General features: G+C 37.5%; 16 protein-coding genes and 1 pseudogene. 13 read left to right on the forward strand and 4 right to left on the reverse strand.

The window, feature by feature from the left end; genetic code table 11:
- The gene (gene purM, locus V3564_RS03550) at positions 1–1,086 is read left to right on the forward strand and encodes a phosphoribosylformylglycinamidine cyclo-ligase (RefSeq protein WP_455480236.1); all 1,086 of its coding nucleotides are present in this window, start codon (positions 1–3) and stop codon (positions 1,084–1,086) included.
- Positions 1,083–1,694, forward strand: coding sequence for a phosphoribosylglycinamide formyltransferase (purN, locus tag V3564_RS03555; protein WP_455480237.1), 612 nt, complete (start codon positions 1,083–1,085; stop codon positions 1,692–1,694). The genes purM and purN overlap by 4 nt, the downstream gene beginning before the upstream one ends.
- A 242-nt stretch (positions 1,695–1,936) precedes the next feature.
- On the opposite strand, the gene V3564_RS03560 is transcribed toward purN, so the two are convergent.
- Positions 1,937–4,480 (reverse strand): response regulator, encoded by a 2,544-nt coding sequence (locus V3564_RS03560; protein ID WP_455480238.1) that lies wholly within the window; start codon positions 4,478–4,480, stop codon positions 1,937–1,939.
- 218 nt (positions 4,481–4,698) lie between these two features.
- Here V3564_RS03560 and V3564_RS03565 point away from each other — a divergent pair, with 218 nt between their 5' ends.
- Positions 4,699–5,223: a flagellar biosynthetic protein FliO gene (locus V3564_RS03565; RefSeq protein ID WP_455480239.1), complete on the forward strand. Its 525-nt coding sequence runs from the start codon at positions 4,699–4,701 to the stop codon at positions 5,221–5,223.
- Positions 5,224–5,275: 52 nt separating this feature from the next.
- On the opposite strand, the gene dksA is transcribed toward V3564_RS03565, so the two are convergent.
- Complete coding sequence (gene dksA / locus V3564_RS03570) at positions 5,276–5,692, reverse strand: RNA polymerase-binding protein DksA (RefSeq protein WP_455480240.1); 417 nt, start codon at positions 5,690–5,692, stop codon at positions 5,276–5,278.
- A 281-nt stretch (positions 5,693–5,973) separates the two neighbouring features.
- A pseudogene (locus V3564_RS03575) lies at positions 5,974–6,544 on the reverse strand (flavin reductase family protein).
- A gap of 145 nt (positions 6,545–6,689) precedes the next feature.
- Between V3564_RS03575 and rpe the strand changes: the two are divergent.
- The 10 genes from rpe (at position 6,690) to V3564_RS03625 (ending at position 15,805) form a co-directional block, all read left to right on the forward strand.
- Positions 6,690–7,361: a ribulose-phosphate 3-epimerase gene (gene rpe, locus V3564_RS03580; protein WP_455480241.1), complete on the forward strand. Its 672-nt coding sequence runs from the start codon at positions 6,690–6,692 to the stop codon at positions 7,359–7,361.
- Between the two features lie 13 nt (positions 7,362–7,374).
- On the forward strand, positions 7,375–8,679 hold the full coding sequence (gene purB, locus V3564_RS03585; protein WP_455480242.1) for an adenylosuccinate lyase: 1,305 nt from the start codon (positions 7,375–7,377) through the stop codon (positions 8,677–8,679).
- A 77-nt stretch (positions 8,680–8,756) separates the two neighbouring features.
- A complete protein-coding gene (locus V3564_RS03590; protein WP_455480243.1) occupies positions 8,757–9,305 on the forward strand; it encodes an RBBP9/YdeN family alpha/beta hydrolase in 549 nt (182 codons plus the stop codon).
- A gap of 174 nt (positions 9,306–9,479) precedes the next feature.
- Positions 9,480–10,244, forward strand: coding sequence for a phosphoribosylaminoimidazolesuccinocarboxamide synthase (gene purC, locus V3564_RS03595; protein WP_455480244.1), 765 nt, complete (start codon positions 9,480–9,482; stop codon positions 10,242–10,244).
- 86 nt (positions 10,245–10,330) lie between these two features.
- Complete coding sequence (gene purS, locus V3564_RS03600; RefSeq protein ID WP_455480245.1) at positions 10,331–10,570, forward strand: phosphoribosylformylglycinamidine synthase subunit PurS; 240 nt, start codon at positions 10,331–10,333, stop codon at positions 10,568–10,570.
- Between the two features lie 12 nt (positions 10,571–10,582).
- On the forward strand, positions 10,583–11,254 hold the full coding sequence (gene purQ, locus V3564_RS03605) for a phosphoribosylformylglycinamidine synthase subunit PurQ (protein WP_455480246.1): 672 nt from the start codon (positions 10,583–10,585) through the stop codon (positions 11,252–11,254).
- Positions 11,255–11,536: 282 nt separating this feature from the next.
- Entirely contained in the window at positions 11,537–13,747 is a 2,211-nt protein-coding gene (gene purL, locus V3564_RS03610; protein WP_455480247.1) for a phosphoribosylformylglycinamidine synthase subunit PurL, read from the forward strand.
- A gap of 67 nt (positions 13,748–13,814) precedes the next feature.
- On the forward strand, positions 13,815–14,048 hold the full coding sequence (locus V3564_RS03615; RefSeq protein ID WP_455480248.1) for a BolA/IbaG family iron-sulfur metabolism protein: 234 nt from the start codon (positions 13,815–13,817) through the stop codon (positions 14,046–14,048).
- Positions 14,049–14,146: 98 nt separating this feature from the next.
- Positions 14,147–14,479, forward strand: a complete 333-nt coding sequence (grxD, locus tag V3564_RS03620; protein WP_455480249.1) for a Grx4 family monothiol glutaredoxin — start codon at positions 14,147–14,149, stop codon at positions 14,477–14,479.
- 69 nt (positions 14,480–14,548) lie between these two features.
- Positions 14,549–15,805, forward strand: a complete 1,257-nt coding sequence (locus V3564_RS03625; protein ID WP_455480250.1) for a multidrug effflux MFS transporter — start codon at positions 14,549–14,551, stop codon at positions 15,803–15,805.
- Between the two features lie 94 nt (positions 15,806–15,899).
- Here V3564_RS03625 and parC read toward each other — a convergent pair whose 3' ends face one another.
- Positions 15,900–18,149: a DNA topoisomerase IV subunit A gene (parC, locus tag V3564_RS03630; RefSeq protein WP_455480251.1), complete on the reverse strand. Its 2,250-nt coding sequence runs from the start codon at positions 18,147–18,149 to the stop codon at positions 15,900–15,902.
- Positions 18,150–18,716 lie beyond the last annotated feature (567 nt).

The raw sequence follows: 18,716 nt of genomic DNA on the forward strand, positions 1-18,716 counted from the left end.
ATGAGCAATCAAGATATCATAAATGATAAATTCAAGTGTGGTCTCACCTACGCAAAAGCTGGTGTAAACATCGATGTAGGTAATGCCATGGTAGAAAAAATTAAACCCTTTATACGCTCAACAAAACGAGCAGGAGCAGATGCAGAAATTGGCGGTTTTGGTGGCCTCTTCGATCTAAAGGCAGCGGGCTTCACAGATCCCATTCTCGTAGCGGCCAATGATGGTGTAGGAACAAAATTAAAAATTGCCATTGAAGCAGGTATCCATGACACTGTGGGTATTGATCTCGTAGCCATGTGTGTCAATGATTTACTCGTACAAGGTGCCGAACCCCTCTTTTTTCTCGATTATTTTGCAACCAGTATGCTTGATCCTGAACAGGGCGCTGCAATCGTTTCTGGTATTGCAGAGGGATGTAAACAAGCAGGTGCAGCCCTTATTGGAGGAGAAACTGCAGAAATGCCAGGTATGTATGCAGAGGGAGATTATGATTTAGCAGGTTTTGCTGTAGGTGCCACCGAACGCAGTGCATTGTTACCTTCAAAAGATCTTACAGAAGGCGATATTATTTTAGGCCTTAACGCATCTGGAGTTCATTCCAACGGCTTTTCCCTCGTAAGACAAATCATCCAACAAAGTAATCTAAAATGGCACGATCCTGCCCCCTTTACCCCCCCAATTAACCTTGGCACAGCATTGCTCACGCCGACACGTATTTATGTAAAATCGCTTCTACCCATCATACGAAATTACGAAGGAATCAAAGCCCTTGCCCATATCACAGGTGGAGGCTTTCCTGAAAATATCCCACGGGTACTTCCATCTTCTCTCTGCGCTGAAATTAATCTTTCTACCATTCATGTTCCACCAGTCTTTTCATGGATTGCTAAACAAGGTAAAATAGAAGAAACAGAAATGCTACGTACATTTAATTGCGGTATTGGCATGATTGTTATCGTAGCGCAACACGCAGTTGAAACAATTACTCAAGCACTTGAAATGCAAGGGGAAACAGTTACATCGCTCGGCATTTTAACAAAACGCCAAGATAAAAAAATTCTCTGTAAAGGTGTACTTCACTTATGAAAAAACAAATTATTGTTTTTATTTCTGGCAACGGATCTAATATGGTTGCCCTTGCCAAAGCAAGCGAACAGAAAAAATATCCGGCTGAAATTGTCGCAGTTATTTGCGATAACCCTCATGCTAACGGTATTGAAAAGGCACATAAAAGTAACCTATCCATTCATGTTATTGATCGAAAAAATTATCCAACTAGACAAGCACACGAAGAATCTATCTTTACGGTTTTAGCTCAATATCAGCCAGACTTTATCTGCTTTGCGGGCTATATGCGTCTTATCTCACCACGTTTTATAAAACTTTATGAAGGACGAATTTTAAACATTCATCCTTCCCTTTTACCTTCATTTAAAGGTTTAAACACGCATGAAAGAGTTTTACAAGCAGGCGTTAAAATCACTGGTTGCACTGTTCATCTTGTTACAGAAGAGATGGATGCAGGAAAGATTCTTGCTCAAGCGGCTGTTCCAGTCTGTCCTAATGATACCGCGGACAGTTTAGCACAGAGAGTTCTTAAAGCTGAACATAAACTCTATCCGAAGGCTTTAAAAGCATTCATTGAAGGGAACAACGAAATGATAGATACTCAACAACAAATTCTATCATTTTGAGTATGTCAATCAGCGCTTTCCAATATTGCGCCTAGAATTTTCCTTCACCGCCTCCATTGTAAAATTTTGACATGAACATGATAAGTTCATCATCTTCATGAATGTTTTTTTATGGAATGTGCAACATTCTAGTTTAACTTATGCATTATAAACTTCTAAGTTAAGCTTACCTATTCAGTTCATTGATTTTCTACATTATTATTAACTTATTAAAAAATCTTAAAATATACAATTTTTCTAATTCATTGTGTAAGTGTTTCTTTAACTGTTAGAGCTAACTGTTTGAGTGTAAATGGCTTAGATAAAAAGCTAAAAACAGCATCCTGTGGAAGATTTTTAGTAAAAGCATCTTTCGCATACCCAGAAACAAAAATAAACTTTATATCAGGATAGTCTTTACGTACTTTTTTGAGCAAAGTTGGCCCATCCATTTCTGGCATCACCACATCGGAAACAATAATATCAACAGCCCCCTTATTTTCCTCAAGGATGGTGAGTGCTTCCACCCCACTTGCGGCCTCTAAAACAGTATACCCTCTCATTTGAAGAGCTCTTACCCCACCCATTCTGACAGAATCTTCATCTTCAACCAATAAAACAGTCGCAGATCCTGTTAAATCTGTATTTTTGTCTTGCTCTTCACCTTTTTCAATCTGCCGAGAAACTTCACTGTTAGTATCAGAAATATAACGAGGAAGGAAAATATGAAATGTTGCGCCTTCTCCTTCCCTACTGTCACAGTAAATATAACCACCTGTCTGTTTTATAATTCCATAAACCATCGATAAACCAAGACCGGTTCCTTTTCCGACTTCTTTTGTTGTAAAAAATGGTTCAAACATTTTTTCTTGTATAGCAGCTGATATACCAGTTCCTGTATCTGAAATAGTCAATTGCACATACTCACCAATTCCAAAGCCAACATTATCGAATTCAGCACTTTGTTGTTTTGTAATATTGTTTGTAGCAATCGTAATAACACCTCCGTCTGGCATGGCATCACGCGCATTAATAACCAAGTTCATAATAACACGCTGAAAAGATGCTTGATCGACTTCAACACCCCACAAATCTCTTCCATGGATAATTTTTAACTGAATATTATTGCCTAAAAGAGGTAAAATAAGATTGCGAATATCTGATAGAAATTCCGTAAAATCGACTTCTTCAGGTCGAAGTGTTTGCTTTCTAGAAAAAGCTAATAATTGCTGCACAAGTGCAGCTGCACGATTAGCATTATTTTTGATATTGATAAGATCAGCGTGCGCGGGATCAGAACTACGATGCGTATTTAAAAGAAGATCACACGACATCAAAATTGCTGTTAAAACATTATTAAAATCATGAGCAATACCGCCAGCCAGTTGCCCAACAGCTTGCATTTTTTGACTTTGCACCATTTTATCTTCAAGCGTTTTTTGTTCTGTTGTTTCTATGGCAGAGATAATGACGAAATCTCGTAAGACATCATCATAATGCGATTTTATAGGCATAACATGGAGAAGCAAATGGCGCTCTCCATTATTTTCTAAAACGGTTTCTATCGAAACTGAGTAATTTTTATTTGTTGCAATTTTCTGAAATGCACGCTCTAACTGCAAACGATCGCGACGACATATAACATCATAAAGATTAATAGCGTTGCCCTTGCATCCCATAAGTGATGAAAAGGCGTTATTCACGTGAATCAATTGCCCTTTCTGATTCATCACTGCTATTGCAAATGGACTCGCATCAAAATACTCTACTAATGCACTGGATAATTTTAATTGATCATCGTTCTCTCCCTTTTGTATTTGCTGTGGAACTATCACAACACGATAAACAACTTCATCCTCTGAAAAAGAAGAAGCGCACATAAAACAATTCAATACTTTATTACTGCCGGTCTCTGAATTTAAATATAACGAAAACGTATAAGGAAAAGAGTAACCTGAACTTTGATGTTTGCCGTTTTGCAAACAAATATCACTCCATGTGCTATTGGCTTCAACGCTATCAAATAATTGGTCAAAACTGTATTGACCAACAGTAAAATTTGCCAAATCAATTGACAACCATTCGGCAAAAATCGCATTTACATAAAGAAGTGTCCCTTGCGCATTAACGGATAAAAAACCAACAGGTGCTTGATCTAAGTGATTGATAGCTTCTTGAAGATTCGAAAAAAAAACTTCACGATATTCCTTCAAGTGCGAAATATCGGAAATTCGCCAAAATAAAAACTTTTTTTTCCGCTTTGTAATTGGTTGAACAGAAATATTATACCAAAAGTTTTTTTTGGGTGTAGAATGCTCAAAAATCGATTGGTCCATTCTTAATTCTTCTTGCGCAGCAAGATTATTATACGCTGCAACCTTTAAGCGATACGAAAGTGCACCAGCTCCTGGAAAGTCAGCGATAACCATATAGCAAGAGGACTCAGGCTTATAGGTAAGAATTTTTCGATAACTTGGATTAGAATAATAAACAAAACCTGATAAATCAGAGACTATAATTGCATCATCGGTATTATTAAAGATACTGAGATGAAAATCTTCATGCAACTGTGCTGCATTATATTTCAAAACCCCCATTCCTATCAGAACAAGTGCAACAACCCCGACAACTGCTAAAGCCAAAAAAGATACCAGCCCGGCCTTTTGCAAATAGCTCTGCGGATAAAAAAAATCTAGAATCCCTATAATGAATAGAAAAGCGATTACAAAAACAACACCAAGAATAACGCCTCCTCGATATACAGAAGAAGACGATGATCTCTCACTATATTCAAAACCTTTATCCATCTTTCTTTGCCTTGATTATGGCTGTTCCCCATACCACAAATTTTCTCCATAATCATTGTTATGAAGTATATACCATGATAACATTTTCCCAAAAAAAACACTCAATATTAAAAAGATCCTTTATTATAAGCGAATCTTTTAAGGGTATGTTTAAGGGTATGTTTAAAAACTTATCTCAATAAAACATAATACTTCCATTCTAATATAGGAGAAACTTTATGTATGCATGGTTATCAAGCCAAATAGGTGCATTCGCAGCTAACATAACCACAAGCTTTGTAATTTTTATAATAGCAACCGTAGCTATTACTGCAATTGTCCTGTTTTTACGCCGTTCAAATACAGGAAGCTTCAGCATCAACAGAAAAAAGTATCCATCGCGATTAACTTTATGCGATACAATTGTTATAGATCAAACACGTCGTCTTGTTTTAGTGCGTTGTGATGATAAAGAGCATTTGCTTCTTGTTGGCGGACTAACAGATGTTGTTGTAGAATCCAGTGTTACCAGTACATCCATCATACAAAAGAGAGAGACACAGCCAACACTAAAAACAACAAAAACACCTTCATGTCATAACTTTACAGAAAAAAGATCTTTTTCCGTAAATGAAAGGGAACATACGCAAGACAAAAATTCCACCTCTTTTATGAATCAATACGTAGAAGACTCAGCAATCACTGCTGAAATCGAAGGACGGCAAGAGCCATCTTTATTTATCCCCCCCGCTTCCAAAAAATAAAATACGTACTCTTAGCGCCGTATATTCCATTTATTCATCATTCCAATCGACTTTAATCATCACGGTAAACTCTTTCTCGTCGTTCATGACGTTCCTGCGCTTCCAACGATAAAACTGCAATTGGTCGAGCCTCAAGGCGTTTTATACTAATAGGCTCGCCAGTTTCCTCGCAAAAACCATAAGTTCCGTTATCAATGCGCTCTAAAGCAGCATCTATTTTTGAAATGAGTTTTCTCTGACGATCACGAGCACGTAATTCAATTGTACGATCGGTTTCACAAGACGCTCTATCAGACAAATCGGGTTGACCAACATTCTCTTCTTGCAAATTCTCCAAAGTCTCACGAGCTTCCCTTAATATATCATTTTTCCAAGAAACTAATTTAGCACGAAAATATGCCTTTTGCCGCTCATTCATAAAAGGCTCATCTTCGCTAGGGCGATATTGACTATCAATCTCTTCGCTCATGCCATAAAAAACCTCCATATATGGTATGTGAGGCCTATATATTGTGCAACACAAATCAACACAAGTGTAAAATGTTTTTTTATAACTACCTACAAATGTGTTTAAAGACACTGTTTAGATCTTCAGATACTCTTTGCATGGCATGTATTCCTTGGTATAATTACTGGATCAAAAATCATCCATAAATCTCCTTTATAGTCATATCTACAGGCCTACAAAAGCGGGGAACGTAGACATTCAGAGCTATACGAAACAAGCTCACCCAGTTATTGGACTAAAACTCAAACGTGCCAACAAAAAACTATCTCAATACGCAAAAAATAAAAATCTTTACAAAGAGTGTAATATCCACGATTCAAATACATTAAAGCGTCTTTTTCTTGATTACGGATTGCTTGTAATAACTTCACCAATAAAAATGCAATGAGCTGCATACTCGTGCCAACAAATAAAACAACAATTAAAAAACGTTAACGCGCTTGAAAGAACAGGTACAGCAGTCTACATTCCCCCATTACAATATATAAAAGATTCATTGTGTGAGTAATTGTAATACCTAAAAATATCCGCTAATGAACGGTCTTTTCTTATCCAAGTATTAACACAAAAATTCCCATTCTCTATAAACACCTGATTTTTAGAATTCTGATGCATGAGAAAAACAAAAACGTTGGAGAAGCGTCAGATAAAGAACAACACGCCGAAACTGTCACCCCGCGCCTTCTCCTAATGCCATTTGTTGTCACAATATGTACAGCTCCTACAAAATGCCCCATAGCATCTCGCTATTCTTATAAAAACAGTAATATTATGTTGAAATTCAGGGATTAAATGTGTTGTATGTTTTGACATATCTTGCACTTATACAGCTTTAAAATTTCAGGTAATATTTCCATAAAAGATCCATTAAATGTACTCTTCTTTCTTATGTCATAACACAAAAAATATTTTAGCACACAGAACTACATGATAAAAACAGCCAATCAAGGAGATCTTAATGTCCCATCCTCACCTCATTTCACCTTCACTCTTGGCTTCTGATTTTTCCAAACTTGGCCAAGAAGTATTGGATGTTGTTGATGCCGGCGCAGATTGGCTCCACCTTGATATTATGGATGGCCACTTTGTCCCTAACATCACTTTTGGCCCTGATATTATCAAAACATTACGCCCATTAACCAAAGCAGTATTTGATGTTCATTTGATGATCGCACCAGTAGATCTTTATCTTGAAGCTTTTGCGAAAGCTGGTTCAGATATTATAACTATTCATGCTGAAGCAAGTCCCCACCTTCACCGTTCACTACAAATAATCAAAGCAACAGGAAAAAAAGCAGGAATTGCAATCAACCCAGGCACACCAGAGCACATACTTGAGTATTTGCTTGATCAATTAGATCTTATACTCATCATGACAGTCAACCCTGGCTTTGGTGGACAAAGTTTCATTCCAGAAATGCAAAATAAAATAAAACGCGTTAAAAGCATGATTGCTAACAGGCCTATTGATCTTGAAGTTGATGGTGGTATCACAGTTGATACAATCGGGATAGCTGCAAAAGCTGGTGCAAATGTATTTGTCGCAGGCTCTGCAATTTATAAAAATGGTAACAAAGAGCTTTACAAAACACGTATTAATGCATTGCGCCAAGCAGCAATTCTCTCATAATAAGGAAAAAGTCATGATAACACGTTATTCCCGCTCTGAAATGGTAACAGTTTGGTCACCAAAAACGAAATATCGTATTTGGTTTGAAATTGAAGCACACGCCTGTGATGCCCTAGCTAAACTAGGAGTTATTCCAAAAGAAGCAGCAAAGATCATTTGGGAAAAAGGAACAAAAGCTGAATTTGATGTAAATCGCATTAATGAAATTGAAGCCATCACCAAGCATGATGTTATAGCATTTCTAACCCATTTAGCTGAATTTATTGGACCAGAAGCGCGTTTTATACACCAAGGCATGACATCATCAGATGTTCTAGATACCACGCTTAATATTCAACTAATGCGTGCTAGTGATATTTTACTAAAAGACATAGATAAACTTCTTGAAGCACTAAAAAAACGTGCTTTTGAACATAAAGAAACGGTCACCATTGGACGGAGTCATGGTATTCATGCTGAACCAACAGTATTTGGAGTCAAACTTGCTCTTGCATACGCTGAATTTTCACGTTGTCACAAACGCCTTCTTGCAGCACGTGAAGAAATTTCTACTTGCGCTATTTCAGGAGCCGTAGGAACTTTCGCTAATATTGACCCACGCGTTGAAGAACATGTAGCAAAAGCATTAGGTATGCGTGCTGAACCCATTTCCACCCAAATTATACCACGCGATCGTCACGCCATGTTCTTTGCAACGCTTGGTGTTATTGCTTCATCGATTGAAAGATTAGCTATAGAAATACGCCATCTACAACGAACAGAAGTACTTGAAGCAGAAGAACATTTCTCACCTGGGCAAAAAGGCTCATCCGCTATGCCCCATAAACGTAATCCAGTTTTAACAGAAAATTTAACGGGGTTAGCGCGTATGGTGCGTGCATTTGCAATACCTGCTATGGAAAATGTAGCACTTTGGCATGAACGCGACATTTCTCATTCATCTGTTGAGCGTTATATTGGCCCTGATGCTACCATTACACTTGATTTTGCTCTTGCTCGACTCACATCCGTCATTGAAAATTTAATTGTTTACCCAGAAAATATGCAAAAAAATCTCAATAAATTCCGAGGACTTGTTCATTCACAACGTGTGCTCTTAGCACTCACGCAAGCTGGGATTAGTCGTGAAGACTCCTATCGGATTGTACAACGAAATGCAATGAAGGTTTGGGAACAAGGAAAAGATTTTTTAGAAGAATTGCTTAACGACAAAGATGTTACAAAAGCTTTAAGTGAAGCAGCACTTCGCGAAAAATTTGACCTTTCATACCACACTAAACATATTAATACAATTTTTAAGCGCGTTTTTGGGGAGTAGCAAAAATTGCATATAAGGAACAGATACAATTTTTTCCACCTATGATACCAAACCTGTTGTAATGAAAGAAACAATTCATGAAAGCAAATCAACTTGATATTCTTATTGTTCCTGGCTACAAAGGATCTTGTTCCGACCATTGGCAAACACGATGGGAAAAAAAATTGTCTACAGCTCGCCGCGTTAAACAAGCCCATTGGTCAAAACCTGTTTGTGAAGAATGGGTTAATGAAGTTAAAGTCGCCATTGCACAAGCTCAAAAGCCCGTTGTGATTATTGCCCATTCATTAGGGGTCCCTACAGCTATTCATGCAACTGTAGAAAACGTAGAGAAAGTTTGTGGCGCGTTTTTTGTTGCACCTCCAGATGTAACCAATGAAAAAATACGCCCCAAGCATTTAATGACGTTTGGTCCCTATCATCACAAAAAGTTACCTTTTCCCTCTGTAGTTATAGCCAGCCGAAACGACGAATTTTGTCAATTCTCAGTGGCAGAAAATCTCGCCAACGATTGGGGAGCACTCTTTGTTGATGCAGGGCAATCTGGCCATATTAATTCAGAATCTGGGCACGGACCTTGGCCTGAAGGGCTCATGGTTTTCTCCCATTTTCTTGCAAAAATCTAATTCAATAAAGAGAGTCACCTTCACCCTGTCTATACAGTCCCATTCCTCTTTAATAGCCCCCCCAATGACAAAAATTGTAAGAAGTATTATAGCGATCATTGAGAATTTCTACCAATTAGGATAGTATTACTTGTCACTACTATTTAAAACCTCTCAAATCAATAGAGAAGCACAATGAATCGTCGCCACCGTATTTATGAAGGCAAGGCCAAAATTTTATATGAAGGACCTGAACCAGGGACCTATATTCAATTTTTTAAAGATGACGCAACTGCCTTTAATGCAAAAAAGCATGAAGTCATCGATGGAAAAGGGGTTTTAAATAACCGTATTTCGGAACATATTTTTAGCCATCTTAGCCGTTTGGGGATCCCAACACATTTTATCAAGCGTATAAATATGCGCGAACAACTCATTAAAGCCGTTGAGATTATTCCATTGGAGGTTGTTGTTCGTAACGTTGCTGCTGGCTCTCTTTCTAAACGTTTGGGATTAGAAGAAGGAACCGCTCTCTCACAATCCATCATCGAATTTTATTACAAAAATGATTCTCTTGATGATCCAATGGTAACTGAAGAACATATCACTGCCTTTGGATGGGCTGTTCCACAAGAAATAGAAGACATTATGCAACTTTCAATTCGTATTAATGATTTTCTTTCTGGACTTTTTGCAGGCGTTAATATTCAATTAGTTGATTTTAAAATGGAATTTGGTCGCTTGTGGGAAGATGAAACGATGCACATTGTTCTTGCTGATGAAATTTCACCTGATTCTTCTCGACTATGGGACATGCAAACACAAGAGAGAATGGATAAAGATCGTTTCCGGCGTGATATGGGAGGACTTATTAACGCTTATCAAGAGGTTGCAAAACGTCTTGGTATTATCAATGAAAATGAACCTCCACGACCAAGTGGTCCAGTCTTAGTAAAATAAACAACAAAGTGGCATTATGTCACCTTCGTTTATATTGGTAAATACACCTCTTCAATGAGAGAGATTCTAGCAACAGGAAATGAAAAATGAAAGCACGCGTCACAGTTACTTTAAAAAACAGCGTTCTTGATCCACAAGGAGAAGCAATTGTTGGTGCTTTTAAAAGTTTAGCTTTCAAAGGCATTCACTCTATTCGCCAAGGAAAAGTTTTTGATATTGTGCTCGATGATCAGCCTTCTGAAACCGCAAAGCAAAAACTTAAACAGATGTGTGAAGAGCTACTGGCGAATACTGTCATTGAAAATTACACTATAGAACTTCTTTAAGTGGATTTCTTCATGAAAACTGCTATCATTCAATTACCTGGACTAAATCGCGATCGAGATATGGTTACAGCATTGCATCACCTAACAGGAGTTGAGCCATTTAAAATTTGGCAAACGGATACTACAATTCCAAATGTAGATGTTATTGTTATTCCTGGTGGTTTTTCTTATGGAGACTATTTAAGATGTGGTGCTATTGGTGCACGAACACCAGTTTTGCAAGCTGTTCGTGAAAAAGCGCAAAAAGGCACTACAGTAATCGGCATATGTAATGGATTTCAAATTTTGTTAGAAGCTGGTTTGTTGCCCGGAACTTTAATGCGTAATGCTTCATTAAAATTTGTGTGTCGTGAAATAAAACTTGAAGTAGCAAACGCCGACACGAAATTTTCCCGGTATTATTCTAAAGGACAAATTATTCGTTGTCCTGTTGCACATCACGATGGAAATTACTTTATTGACAGTGAAACATTAAAACAAATGGAAGACGATGAGCAAATTGTTTTTCGATATGCAGAAAATACAAACCCTAACGGTTCAGTTAATAATATTGCTGGTATCGTCAATAAAGCTGGGAATATTCTTGGTATGATGCCTCATCCTGAAAATTTTATTGAACCCGCACATGGTGGTACTGATGGCCGTTTACTTTTCCAAAGTGCTTTAGAATTGGCAAATGGATGATGACCTAACTATTTTAAAGTCAAAAATCTATATCATCTTTTATGCAGTAAACTTATGAATCAAACGCTTTACGGACATAATGAATAGTATTTCTCTAAACACACAAAAGTTTATTCAAAAGCCATTGCTGGTCTTTGAATCTACTAAGCACATAAACAGAATCTCAGTTGATGATTTATGAAATAGTGCCTTATTAAACAATGCAATCACGTATGATCTAAGCTGCGAGATTTAAAACAATAAAAATGCTAAATTTCGACTAACTTAACGGATAAAATACTTATGAAGCCTTGCAATAACATCGCTATTACACCAGAATTAATTGCACAACACGGCCTAAAAAATAATGAATATCAACATATCTTAACCTTAATTGGGAGAGAGCCGACATTTACTGAGTTAGGGATTTTTTCTGCAATGTGGAATGAGCATTGTTCCTATAAATCATCTAAAAAGTGGCTTAAAACTCTTCCAACCGAAGGAAAGTGTGTCATTCAAGGACCTGGTGAAAATGCTGGTGTTGTTGATATTGGTGAGGGTCAATGCGTAGTTTTCAAAATGGAAAGCCATAATCATCCCTCTTATATTGAACCTTATCAAGGTGCGGCAACAGGTGTTGGTGGTATTTTGCGTGATGTTTTTACAATGGGTGCCCGTCCTGTTGCAGCTATGAATGCATTACGATTTGGATCTCCTGATCATCCACGAACCCGCCATCTTGTTGCGGGAGTCGTTTCTGGAATCGGCGGCTATAGTAATGCTTTTGGTGTTCCAACCGTTGGTGGAGAAGTAAATTTTGACGAGCGTTATAATACCAATATCCTTGTTAACGCTTTTGTTGCTGGTATTGCAAAAACAGACTCTCTTTTTTATTCTAAAGCTCAAGGAGTAGGACTTCCTATCGTTTATCTTGGAGCCAAAACAGGACGTGATGGTGTCGGTGGCGCAACAATGGCTTCAGCTGAATTTGATGATTCAATCGGAGAAAAACGCCCAACCGTTCAAGTGGGTGATCCTTTTACGGAAAAGTGCCTTCTTGAAGCTTGTTTAGAACTCATGGAATTAGGAGCTGTTGTTGCTATTCAAGATATGGGCGCAGCAGGGCTAACATCCTCTGCAGTTGAAATGGGAGCAAAAGGAGATTTAGGAATAAAGCTTAATCTTGATAAAGTGCCCGTTCGTGAAGAAAACATGACAGCTTATGAAATGATGCTTTCTGAAAGTCAAGAGCGTATGCTCATGGTGCTAAAACCAGAACTAGAAAAACAAGCAGCAGCAATTTTTTATAAGTGGGGTCTGCACTTTTCCATTATTGGAAAAACAACAGATGATTTACGTTTCCGTGTATTGCATAAAGGAGAAGAAGTCGTCAATCTTCCAATTAAAGAACTTGGGAATGAAGCGCCTATTTATGATCGCCCTTGGATAGAACCTGTAAAAAAAACAACTCTTAAAATAGAAGAAGTCGAAGAGGTAGAAAACCTTGGTGATGCACTTCTTACATTACTGAGTTCTGCTGATCAAAGTTCACGGCGATGGATTTATGAACAATATGATACAATTATTCAAGGAAATACTCTTGTTCGCCCAGGAGGTGATGCAGGAGTAATCCGTGTAAGTAATAACGACAAACGTGCCCTTGCCTTTTCTTCTGATGTAACGCCACGCTATTGTGAGGCTGATCCTTATGAAGGAGGAAAACAGGCCGTCGCAGAATGCTGGAGAAATATCAGTACTACAGGTGCAATACCACTAGCAGCTACAGATAATCTCAATTTTGGTAACCCTGAAAAACCTGAAATTATGGGACAACTTGTGTTCGCCATTAAAGGCATAGGCGAAGCTTGTAGAGAACTCGACTTCCCTATAGTTTCAGGCAATGTCTCTCTTTATAATGAAACCAATGGAGAAGCAATTCTTCCCACGCCAACCATCGCTGGTGTTGGCCTTCTTGCTGACTGGTCCAAAATGGTAACAATCGGTGGTATACAAGATGGAGATACTATCGTTTTAATTGGAGCTTGCGGCTCTCATTTAGGGCAATCAATCTACGCACGTAAAATTTTGAATATTGATGCAGGTGCACCACCTCATGTAGATTTACAGCTTGAAAAAAAACACGGACAATTTGTTCGAAATGTCATTCATCGTAGTTTTGTTCATGCTGCTCATGATATTTCTGATGGAGGATTAGCCATTGCACTTGCAGAAATGGTTATTAAAGCAGGTAAAGGAATTAGAGTTAAATTAAGTAATAAACAGCCACATTATGCAGAACTCTTTGGAGAAGATCAAGCTCGTTATCTTTTGGCGGTCAAACCTCATGCCCTTAAAAGCCTTAAAAAACTTGCACAAGTAGAAGCAGTTTCCGTAACGGAGCTTGGTACAGTTGAAGGTAATTCTCTCAATATAGACGGAATCTTAACACTTTCAGTGAACAAACTTACACACGCCTATGAAAGCTGGTTTCCACGATTTATGGACAAGGAATAAATAATTATTCGTCTCTCTCAAATATGTGCTACTCTTACAAAAAGTAAACAAATAGAGGAGGATAATCATGGCAATGAGTGCCCATACGATTGAAAGACTTATTCGCGAAGGCATTCCCGATGCAACTGTGACAATTCGTGATCTCGCTGGCGATGGAGAGCACTACGCTGCAGAAGTTATTTCCGAAAGTTTTCGTGGTAAAAGCCGTGTTCAGCAACATAAAATGGTCTATGATGCTCTTAAAGGTAATATGGGAAGTGTACTTCATGCTTTAATGTTGCAAACAAATATTCCAAAGTAATCTAAAGTTTTTTCTTGCATTCATTCTATCAATACGATTAGAAAATGATGCGAGTATAAATACACACTTTAAAAAATCTGCAATATCGAGGAATAGAGATGACCACTGTTCATGATTTTATTGACAACGAAATTAAAAAAAATGACGTCGTTTTATTCATGAAAGGAACACCTGATGCTCCACAATGCGGATTTTCAGGACAGGTTGTCCAAATTCTTGACTACTTAGGGTTAAATTATAAGGGGATTAATATCTTAACTTCTAACGAATTACGTCAAGGAATCAAAGACTACTCAAATTGGCCAACAATTCCGCAGCTTTATATAAAAGGTGAATTTGTTGGTGGATGTGATATCGTTAAAGAAATGTTCCAAAATAATGAACTGCAAGAACTTCTAAAGGAAAAAAACATTCCCTGTAGTAAATCATAAGTATCCTTCATTTTATTCAGACTTCTATAGAACTCTGTTCAGTTAAAATCTTTATTTCAAGGATACCATATGTCATATTCAGTCGATGAACAAACACATCTAGATGCAATTAGAAAAAAAATTGGCTATAAAGAATTTGTTATTCTCATTGGAGCACTCATGGCTCTTAACTCTATAGCTGTTGACATTATGCTGCCGGCCATGCCAGACATTTTAAACAGCTTACATGTTATCAATGAAAATGATCAACATTATATTATTTCTGGTTATCTTATTAGCTATGGCATCACACAAATACTCTTTGGTCCAATAAGCGATCGCTATGGACGACGTAAAATTGTTCTTTTTGGTCTTGCTTGTTATTCGCTTACAGCGATTGGTTGTATCTTTGTATCCAATTTTTCTGTATTGCTTATTTTACGGATCTTCCAAGGTATGGGAGGAGCCGCTATGCGCGTACTCACAGTTTCCATTGTACGTGATCTCTATAGTGGTCGAAAAATGGCAGAAGTTATGTCTATCATCATGATGGTTTTTCTTATTGCACCAATGATTGGACCAGCAACAGGACAGATCATTTTGCTATTCGGAAACTGGAAGTTTATTTTCATATTTATGGCACTTATTAGTTTTGGAATGATAGTTTGGATTCAACTACGCTTACCTGAAACTCTTTATAAACCACGCTCTCTTTCTTTTTCTTCAATCAAACATAACTTATGGACTGTTATAACCAATCGCACAACACTTTGCTATACACTGGCAGCATCAATTATTTTAGGTTGTATTTTTACCGCCATTAATACATCACAACAAATATATGAAGGGATTTATGACCTAGGACTCTGGTTTCCAGTTGCATTTGCTATTGGTGCTGCTTTTCAAACTTTATCGTCATTCTTTAATTCTAAACTTGTTGGACGCCTTGGAATGCGGCGCATAGCGCATACTATGCTTTTGTTATTTTGTGCCACTTCATGCATCTGGTTTATTGGATCTATCCTAACTGATGGCGTAATCCCTTTGCCTTTCTACATGCTGTTGTTCTGTATACTTATGTTTGCCTGCGGCGGCATGCTGGCAAATTTCAATACACTCGCTCTAGAATCCGTGGGAGAAATCGCTGGGACAGCATCTTCTGTATCTGGATTTCTTCAAACATCTATCGGAACAGGGATTGGTTTTTTTATTGCACAACAATTTAATGAAACAACTATTCCAAATTCAGCGGGATTTTTCTTTCTTAGCCTCATTGCTATATTTTTCATTTTATGGGCCGAACGTGGGAATCTTTTTAAACAACATCACCATAACCCTAATGAATAAAAGCTACTATAGAGATAATCCTAAATGGGAACAGAACCACATAGAATCCTCTTCTATGTTTTTGTAATTTACAAAGAAAAATATATCATATGATTTAATTGGTAAATTTTCCTGATTTTGAAAAACCTTTTGGAACTAAATGCCCACTTCCAGCACGCATTCCCATCCACTCAATAAGATCATCAGCTTGACGGTTAAAACAGCGTTCAGCTGTATCTCTCCAACTTAAACCTTCTGATAAATTAAAGGTTTTAGCATCAACAACACCACCCTCTTTGTAACGTTGTAAACGAACCCCTTTCCCGCGACTCATTTCTGGTATTTGTTCAATGGCAAAAACAAGCATTTTACGGTTTTCACCAACCACTGCAACATGATCACCTTTTACTGGAATACAAAGCTTTAATTTATCAGGAAAAGTCACATTCATAACTTGTTTTCCTTTTCGTGTATTAGCAACCACTTCAGCTGCCGGCACAATAAAACCCTTTCCATATAATGAAACCAAAAGAAGTTTTTCTTGTGCATTATGCACAAAAGCTGTCAAGATATCATGCTCATCATCCATATCAACCAAAATACGAACTGGTTCACCGTGCCCTCGCCCTCCAGGCAAAGTATTTGCACCAATAGCAAAAAACTTTCCACCAGTAGTTATCAATACAATTTTGTCTGTAGTGAATGCTGGAAATGCTAATTTCAAACAATCTCCTTCTTTAAAAGAAAGCGTATTATAATCACTCAAATGTCCCTTCAAAGCACGCATCCAACCCTTTTCAGAAATAACAATAGTAACTGGTTCTTTTTCGATCATTGCCTGATGAATATCTTCAAGATCACGCCTCGGTGCTTCTTCAAATGTTGTACGCCTCTTCCCTAAAAGAGTATCAGGAGCAAAAATTTTACGAACTTTTATGATTTCCTCTGAAATTGTTTTCCATTGCTTCATACTAGAGGCTAACAAATTCTGCAGTTTTTCTTTTTCACCCTTCAGTATTTCAAATTCTTTACGAATTTCAAATTCCTCAAGCTTACGTAAAGAACGCAAGCGCATATTGAGAATAGCTTCAGCTTGATTTGCCGTTAATTTAAAACGGTCGATGAGTTCCTTTTTTGGTTCATCCTCTTCACGAATGATCTGGATCACCTCATCAAGATTCAAATATGTAATAAGATATCCATGGAGAATTTCTAATCGGCAATCAATTTGATCAAGTCGATAATTAGAGCGGCGAACAAGCACTTCTTGACGATGTTCGAGCCATTGCTGCAAACTTTCGCGCAAAGAAAGAACATTTGGTCTCTTTCCAAAAGACAAAACATTGAGATTCAGAGGAAATCTTACTTCAAAATCAGTCAATTTAAAAAGAGACTCCATAAGGAGCTCGGGATCAATTGTACGATTTTTAGGGATAAGCACAATACGGATATCTTCTGCCGATTCATCACGAATGTCTTCAAGCATTGGTAATCGCCGTGCAAGCAGTAATTCTGCTGTTTTTTCAATAAGACGTGACTTTTGAACTTGATAGGGAATTTCAGTAACAACAATCACATAAGAACCACGGCTACCAGTTTCCTGATTCCAACGCGAACGCAACCGAAAGAACCCGCGCCCTATACGATAAGACTCCTCAATACTCTTTTTAGGCTCAACTAAAATGCCACCTGTTGGAAAATCAGGGCCAAGTACAAATTGATTTAATTCTTTATCATGCGCATCAGGATAAGCAATCAAATGCAGCGCCGCATCACAAAGCTCAGCAACATTATGGGGCGGAATAGACGTTGCCATACCAACAGCAATACCTGATGAACCATTTGCTAAAAGATTAGGAAAAGCCCCTGGTAAAACAACAGGCTCTTCATCTTCCTCATTATAGGTTAAACGAAAATCAATAGCATTTTCATTAATCCCCTCAAGCAGCAACGCAGCCACTTCAGTCATGCGTGCTTCCGTATAACGCATAGCAGCAGCATTATCACCATCAATATTACCAAAATTGCCTTGTCCATCAACTAATGGATAACGAACAGCAAAACTCTGAGCCAAGCGCACCAATGCATCATAAATAGATGCATCACCATGCGGATGAAACTTTCCCATTACATCGCCAACAATCCGCGCGCATTTCGCATAAGACTGCCCTGGATTGAGTTTGAGTAAACGCATCGCATGAACAATACGCCGATGTACAGGTTTCAAACCATCACGCACATCAGGTAACGCACGGTGAGTAATAGTCGAAAGCGCATAAGCTAAATAACGCTCTTGTAAAGCGGAACGTAATTCTATTGGCTCAATATGTTCTTTATCAAAAGGTAAATTCATTTTATCAGACATAGCATTAGAACAACAATTCCAAAGATAATGAGCGATTATTTCATAAGATTTCTTCAGTGCAATCTTTTATTAGTCAAATATTTTTATTAAAAATCGACTATATAAAATCAACGTTGTAATTAAAACATGAACAGAAAACTATATCAATTTGAAAAATTTACACGTGTATTTTACACTTCATTTAAGCAATATACAAAAATACTTAATACGTTAATTCAAAATTTTTTTAAAAATAACCAATGTCGCCTTGAGAAAATAATATGAGGAATAAATAAACCAAAAAAATAGAAAGCACATCTATCACTAAATCTAGCAATTGGTACTCCAAGATAAAAAATATTTTTAAAATGAATTTTTACAGTATTTTCAATAATAACAATTTGCTGCTACCGGTATTTTGAGTACGAATATTTCAAAAAAAACTATTGATATAAAATCTTTTTCTGAAGTTCTAGCGAGACAAAAGCCCTCTCGCCTTATAGCTTCTTTAATGAGAGACCATATTGCATAATAACTACATCCAGTTTCTGGATAATGGACTTTGTGAAGTGTTTACAGCTTATAAAA

The sequence above is a fragment of the Bartonella sp. B12(2025) genome, assembly GCF_053795135.1.

Excerpts from the sequence above, each read along its gene's own strand:
- purM (WP_455480236.1), top strand. The coding sequence starts at position 1 with ATGAGCAATCAAGATATCATAAATGATAAATTCAAGTGTGGTCTCACC.
- purN (WP_455480237.1), top strand. The coding sequence starts at position 1,083 with ATGAAAAAACAAATTATTGTTTTTATTTCTGGCAACGGATCTAATATG.
- V3564_RS03560 (WP_455480238.1), bottom strand. The coding sequence starts at position 4,480 with ATGGATAAAGGTTTTGAATATAGTGAGAGATCATCGTCTTCTTCTGTA.
- V3564_RS03565 (WP_455480239.1), top strand. The coding sequence starts at position 4,699 with ATGTATGCATGGTTATCAAGCCAAATAGGTGCATTCGCAGCTAACATA.
- dksA (WP_455480240.1), bottom strand. The coding sequence starts at position 5,692 with ATGAGCGAAGAGATTGATAGTCAATATCGCCCTAGCGAAGATGAGCCT.
- rpe (WP_455480241.1), top strand. The coding sequence starts at position 6,690 with ATGTCCCATCCTCACCTCATTTCACCTTCACTCTTGGCTTCTGATTTT.
- purB (WP_455480242.1), top strand. The coding sequence starts at position 7,375 with ATGATAACACGTTATTCCCGCTCTGAAATGGTAACAGTTTGGTCACCA.
- V3564_RS03590 (WP_455480243.1), top strand. The coding sequence starts at position 8,757 with ATGAAAGCAAATCAACTTGATATTCTTATTGTTCCTGGCTACAAAGGA.
- purC (WP_455480244.1), top strand. The coding sequence starts at position 9,480 with ATGAATCGTCGCCACCGTATTTATGAAGGCAAGGCCAAAATTTTATAT.
- purS (WP_455480245.1), top strand. The coding sequence starts at position 10,331 with ATGAAAGCACGCGTCACAGTTACTTTAAAAAACAGCGTTCTTGATCCA.
- purQ (WP_455480246.1), top strand. The coding sequence starts at position 10,583 with ATGAAAACTGCTATCATTCAATTACCTGGACTAAATCGCGATCGAGAT.
- purL (WP_455480247.1), top strand. The coding sequence starts at position 11,537 with ATGAAGCCTTGCAATAACATCGCTATTACACCAGAATTAATTGCACAA.
- V3564_RS03615 (WP_455480248.1), top strand. The coding sequence starts at position 13,815 with ATGGCAATGAGTGCCCATACGATTGAAAGACTTATTCGCGAAGGCATT.
- grxD (WP_455480249.1), top strand. The coding sequence starts at position 14,147 with ATGACCACTGTTCATGATTTTATTGACAACGAAATTAAAAAAAATGAC.
- V3564_RS03625 (WP_455480250.1), top strand. The coding sequence starts at position 14,549 with ATGTCATATTCAGTCGATGAACAAACACATCTAGATGCAATTAGAAAA.
- parC (WP_455480251.1), bottom strand. The coding sequence starts at position 18,149 with ATGTCTGATAAAATGAATTTACCTTTTGATAAAGAACATATTGAGCCA.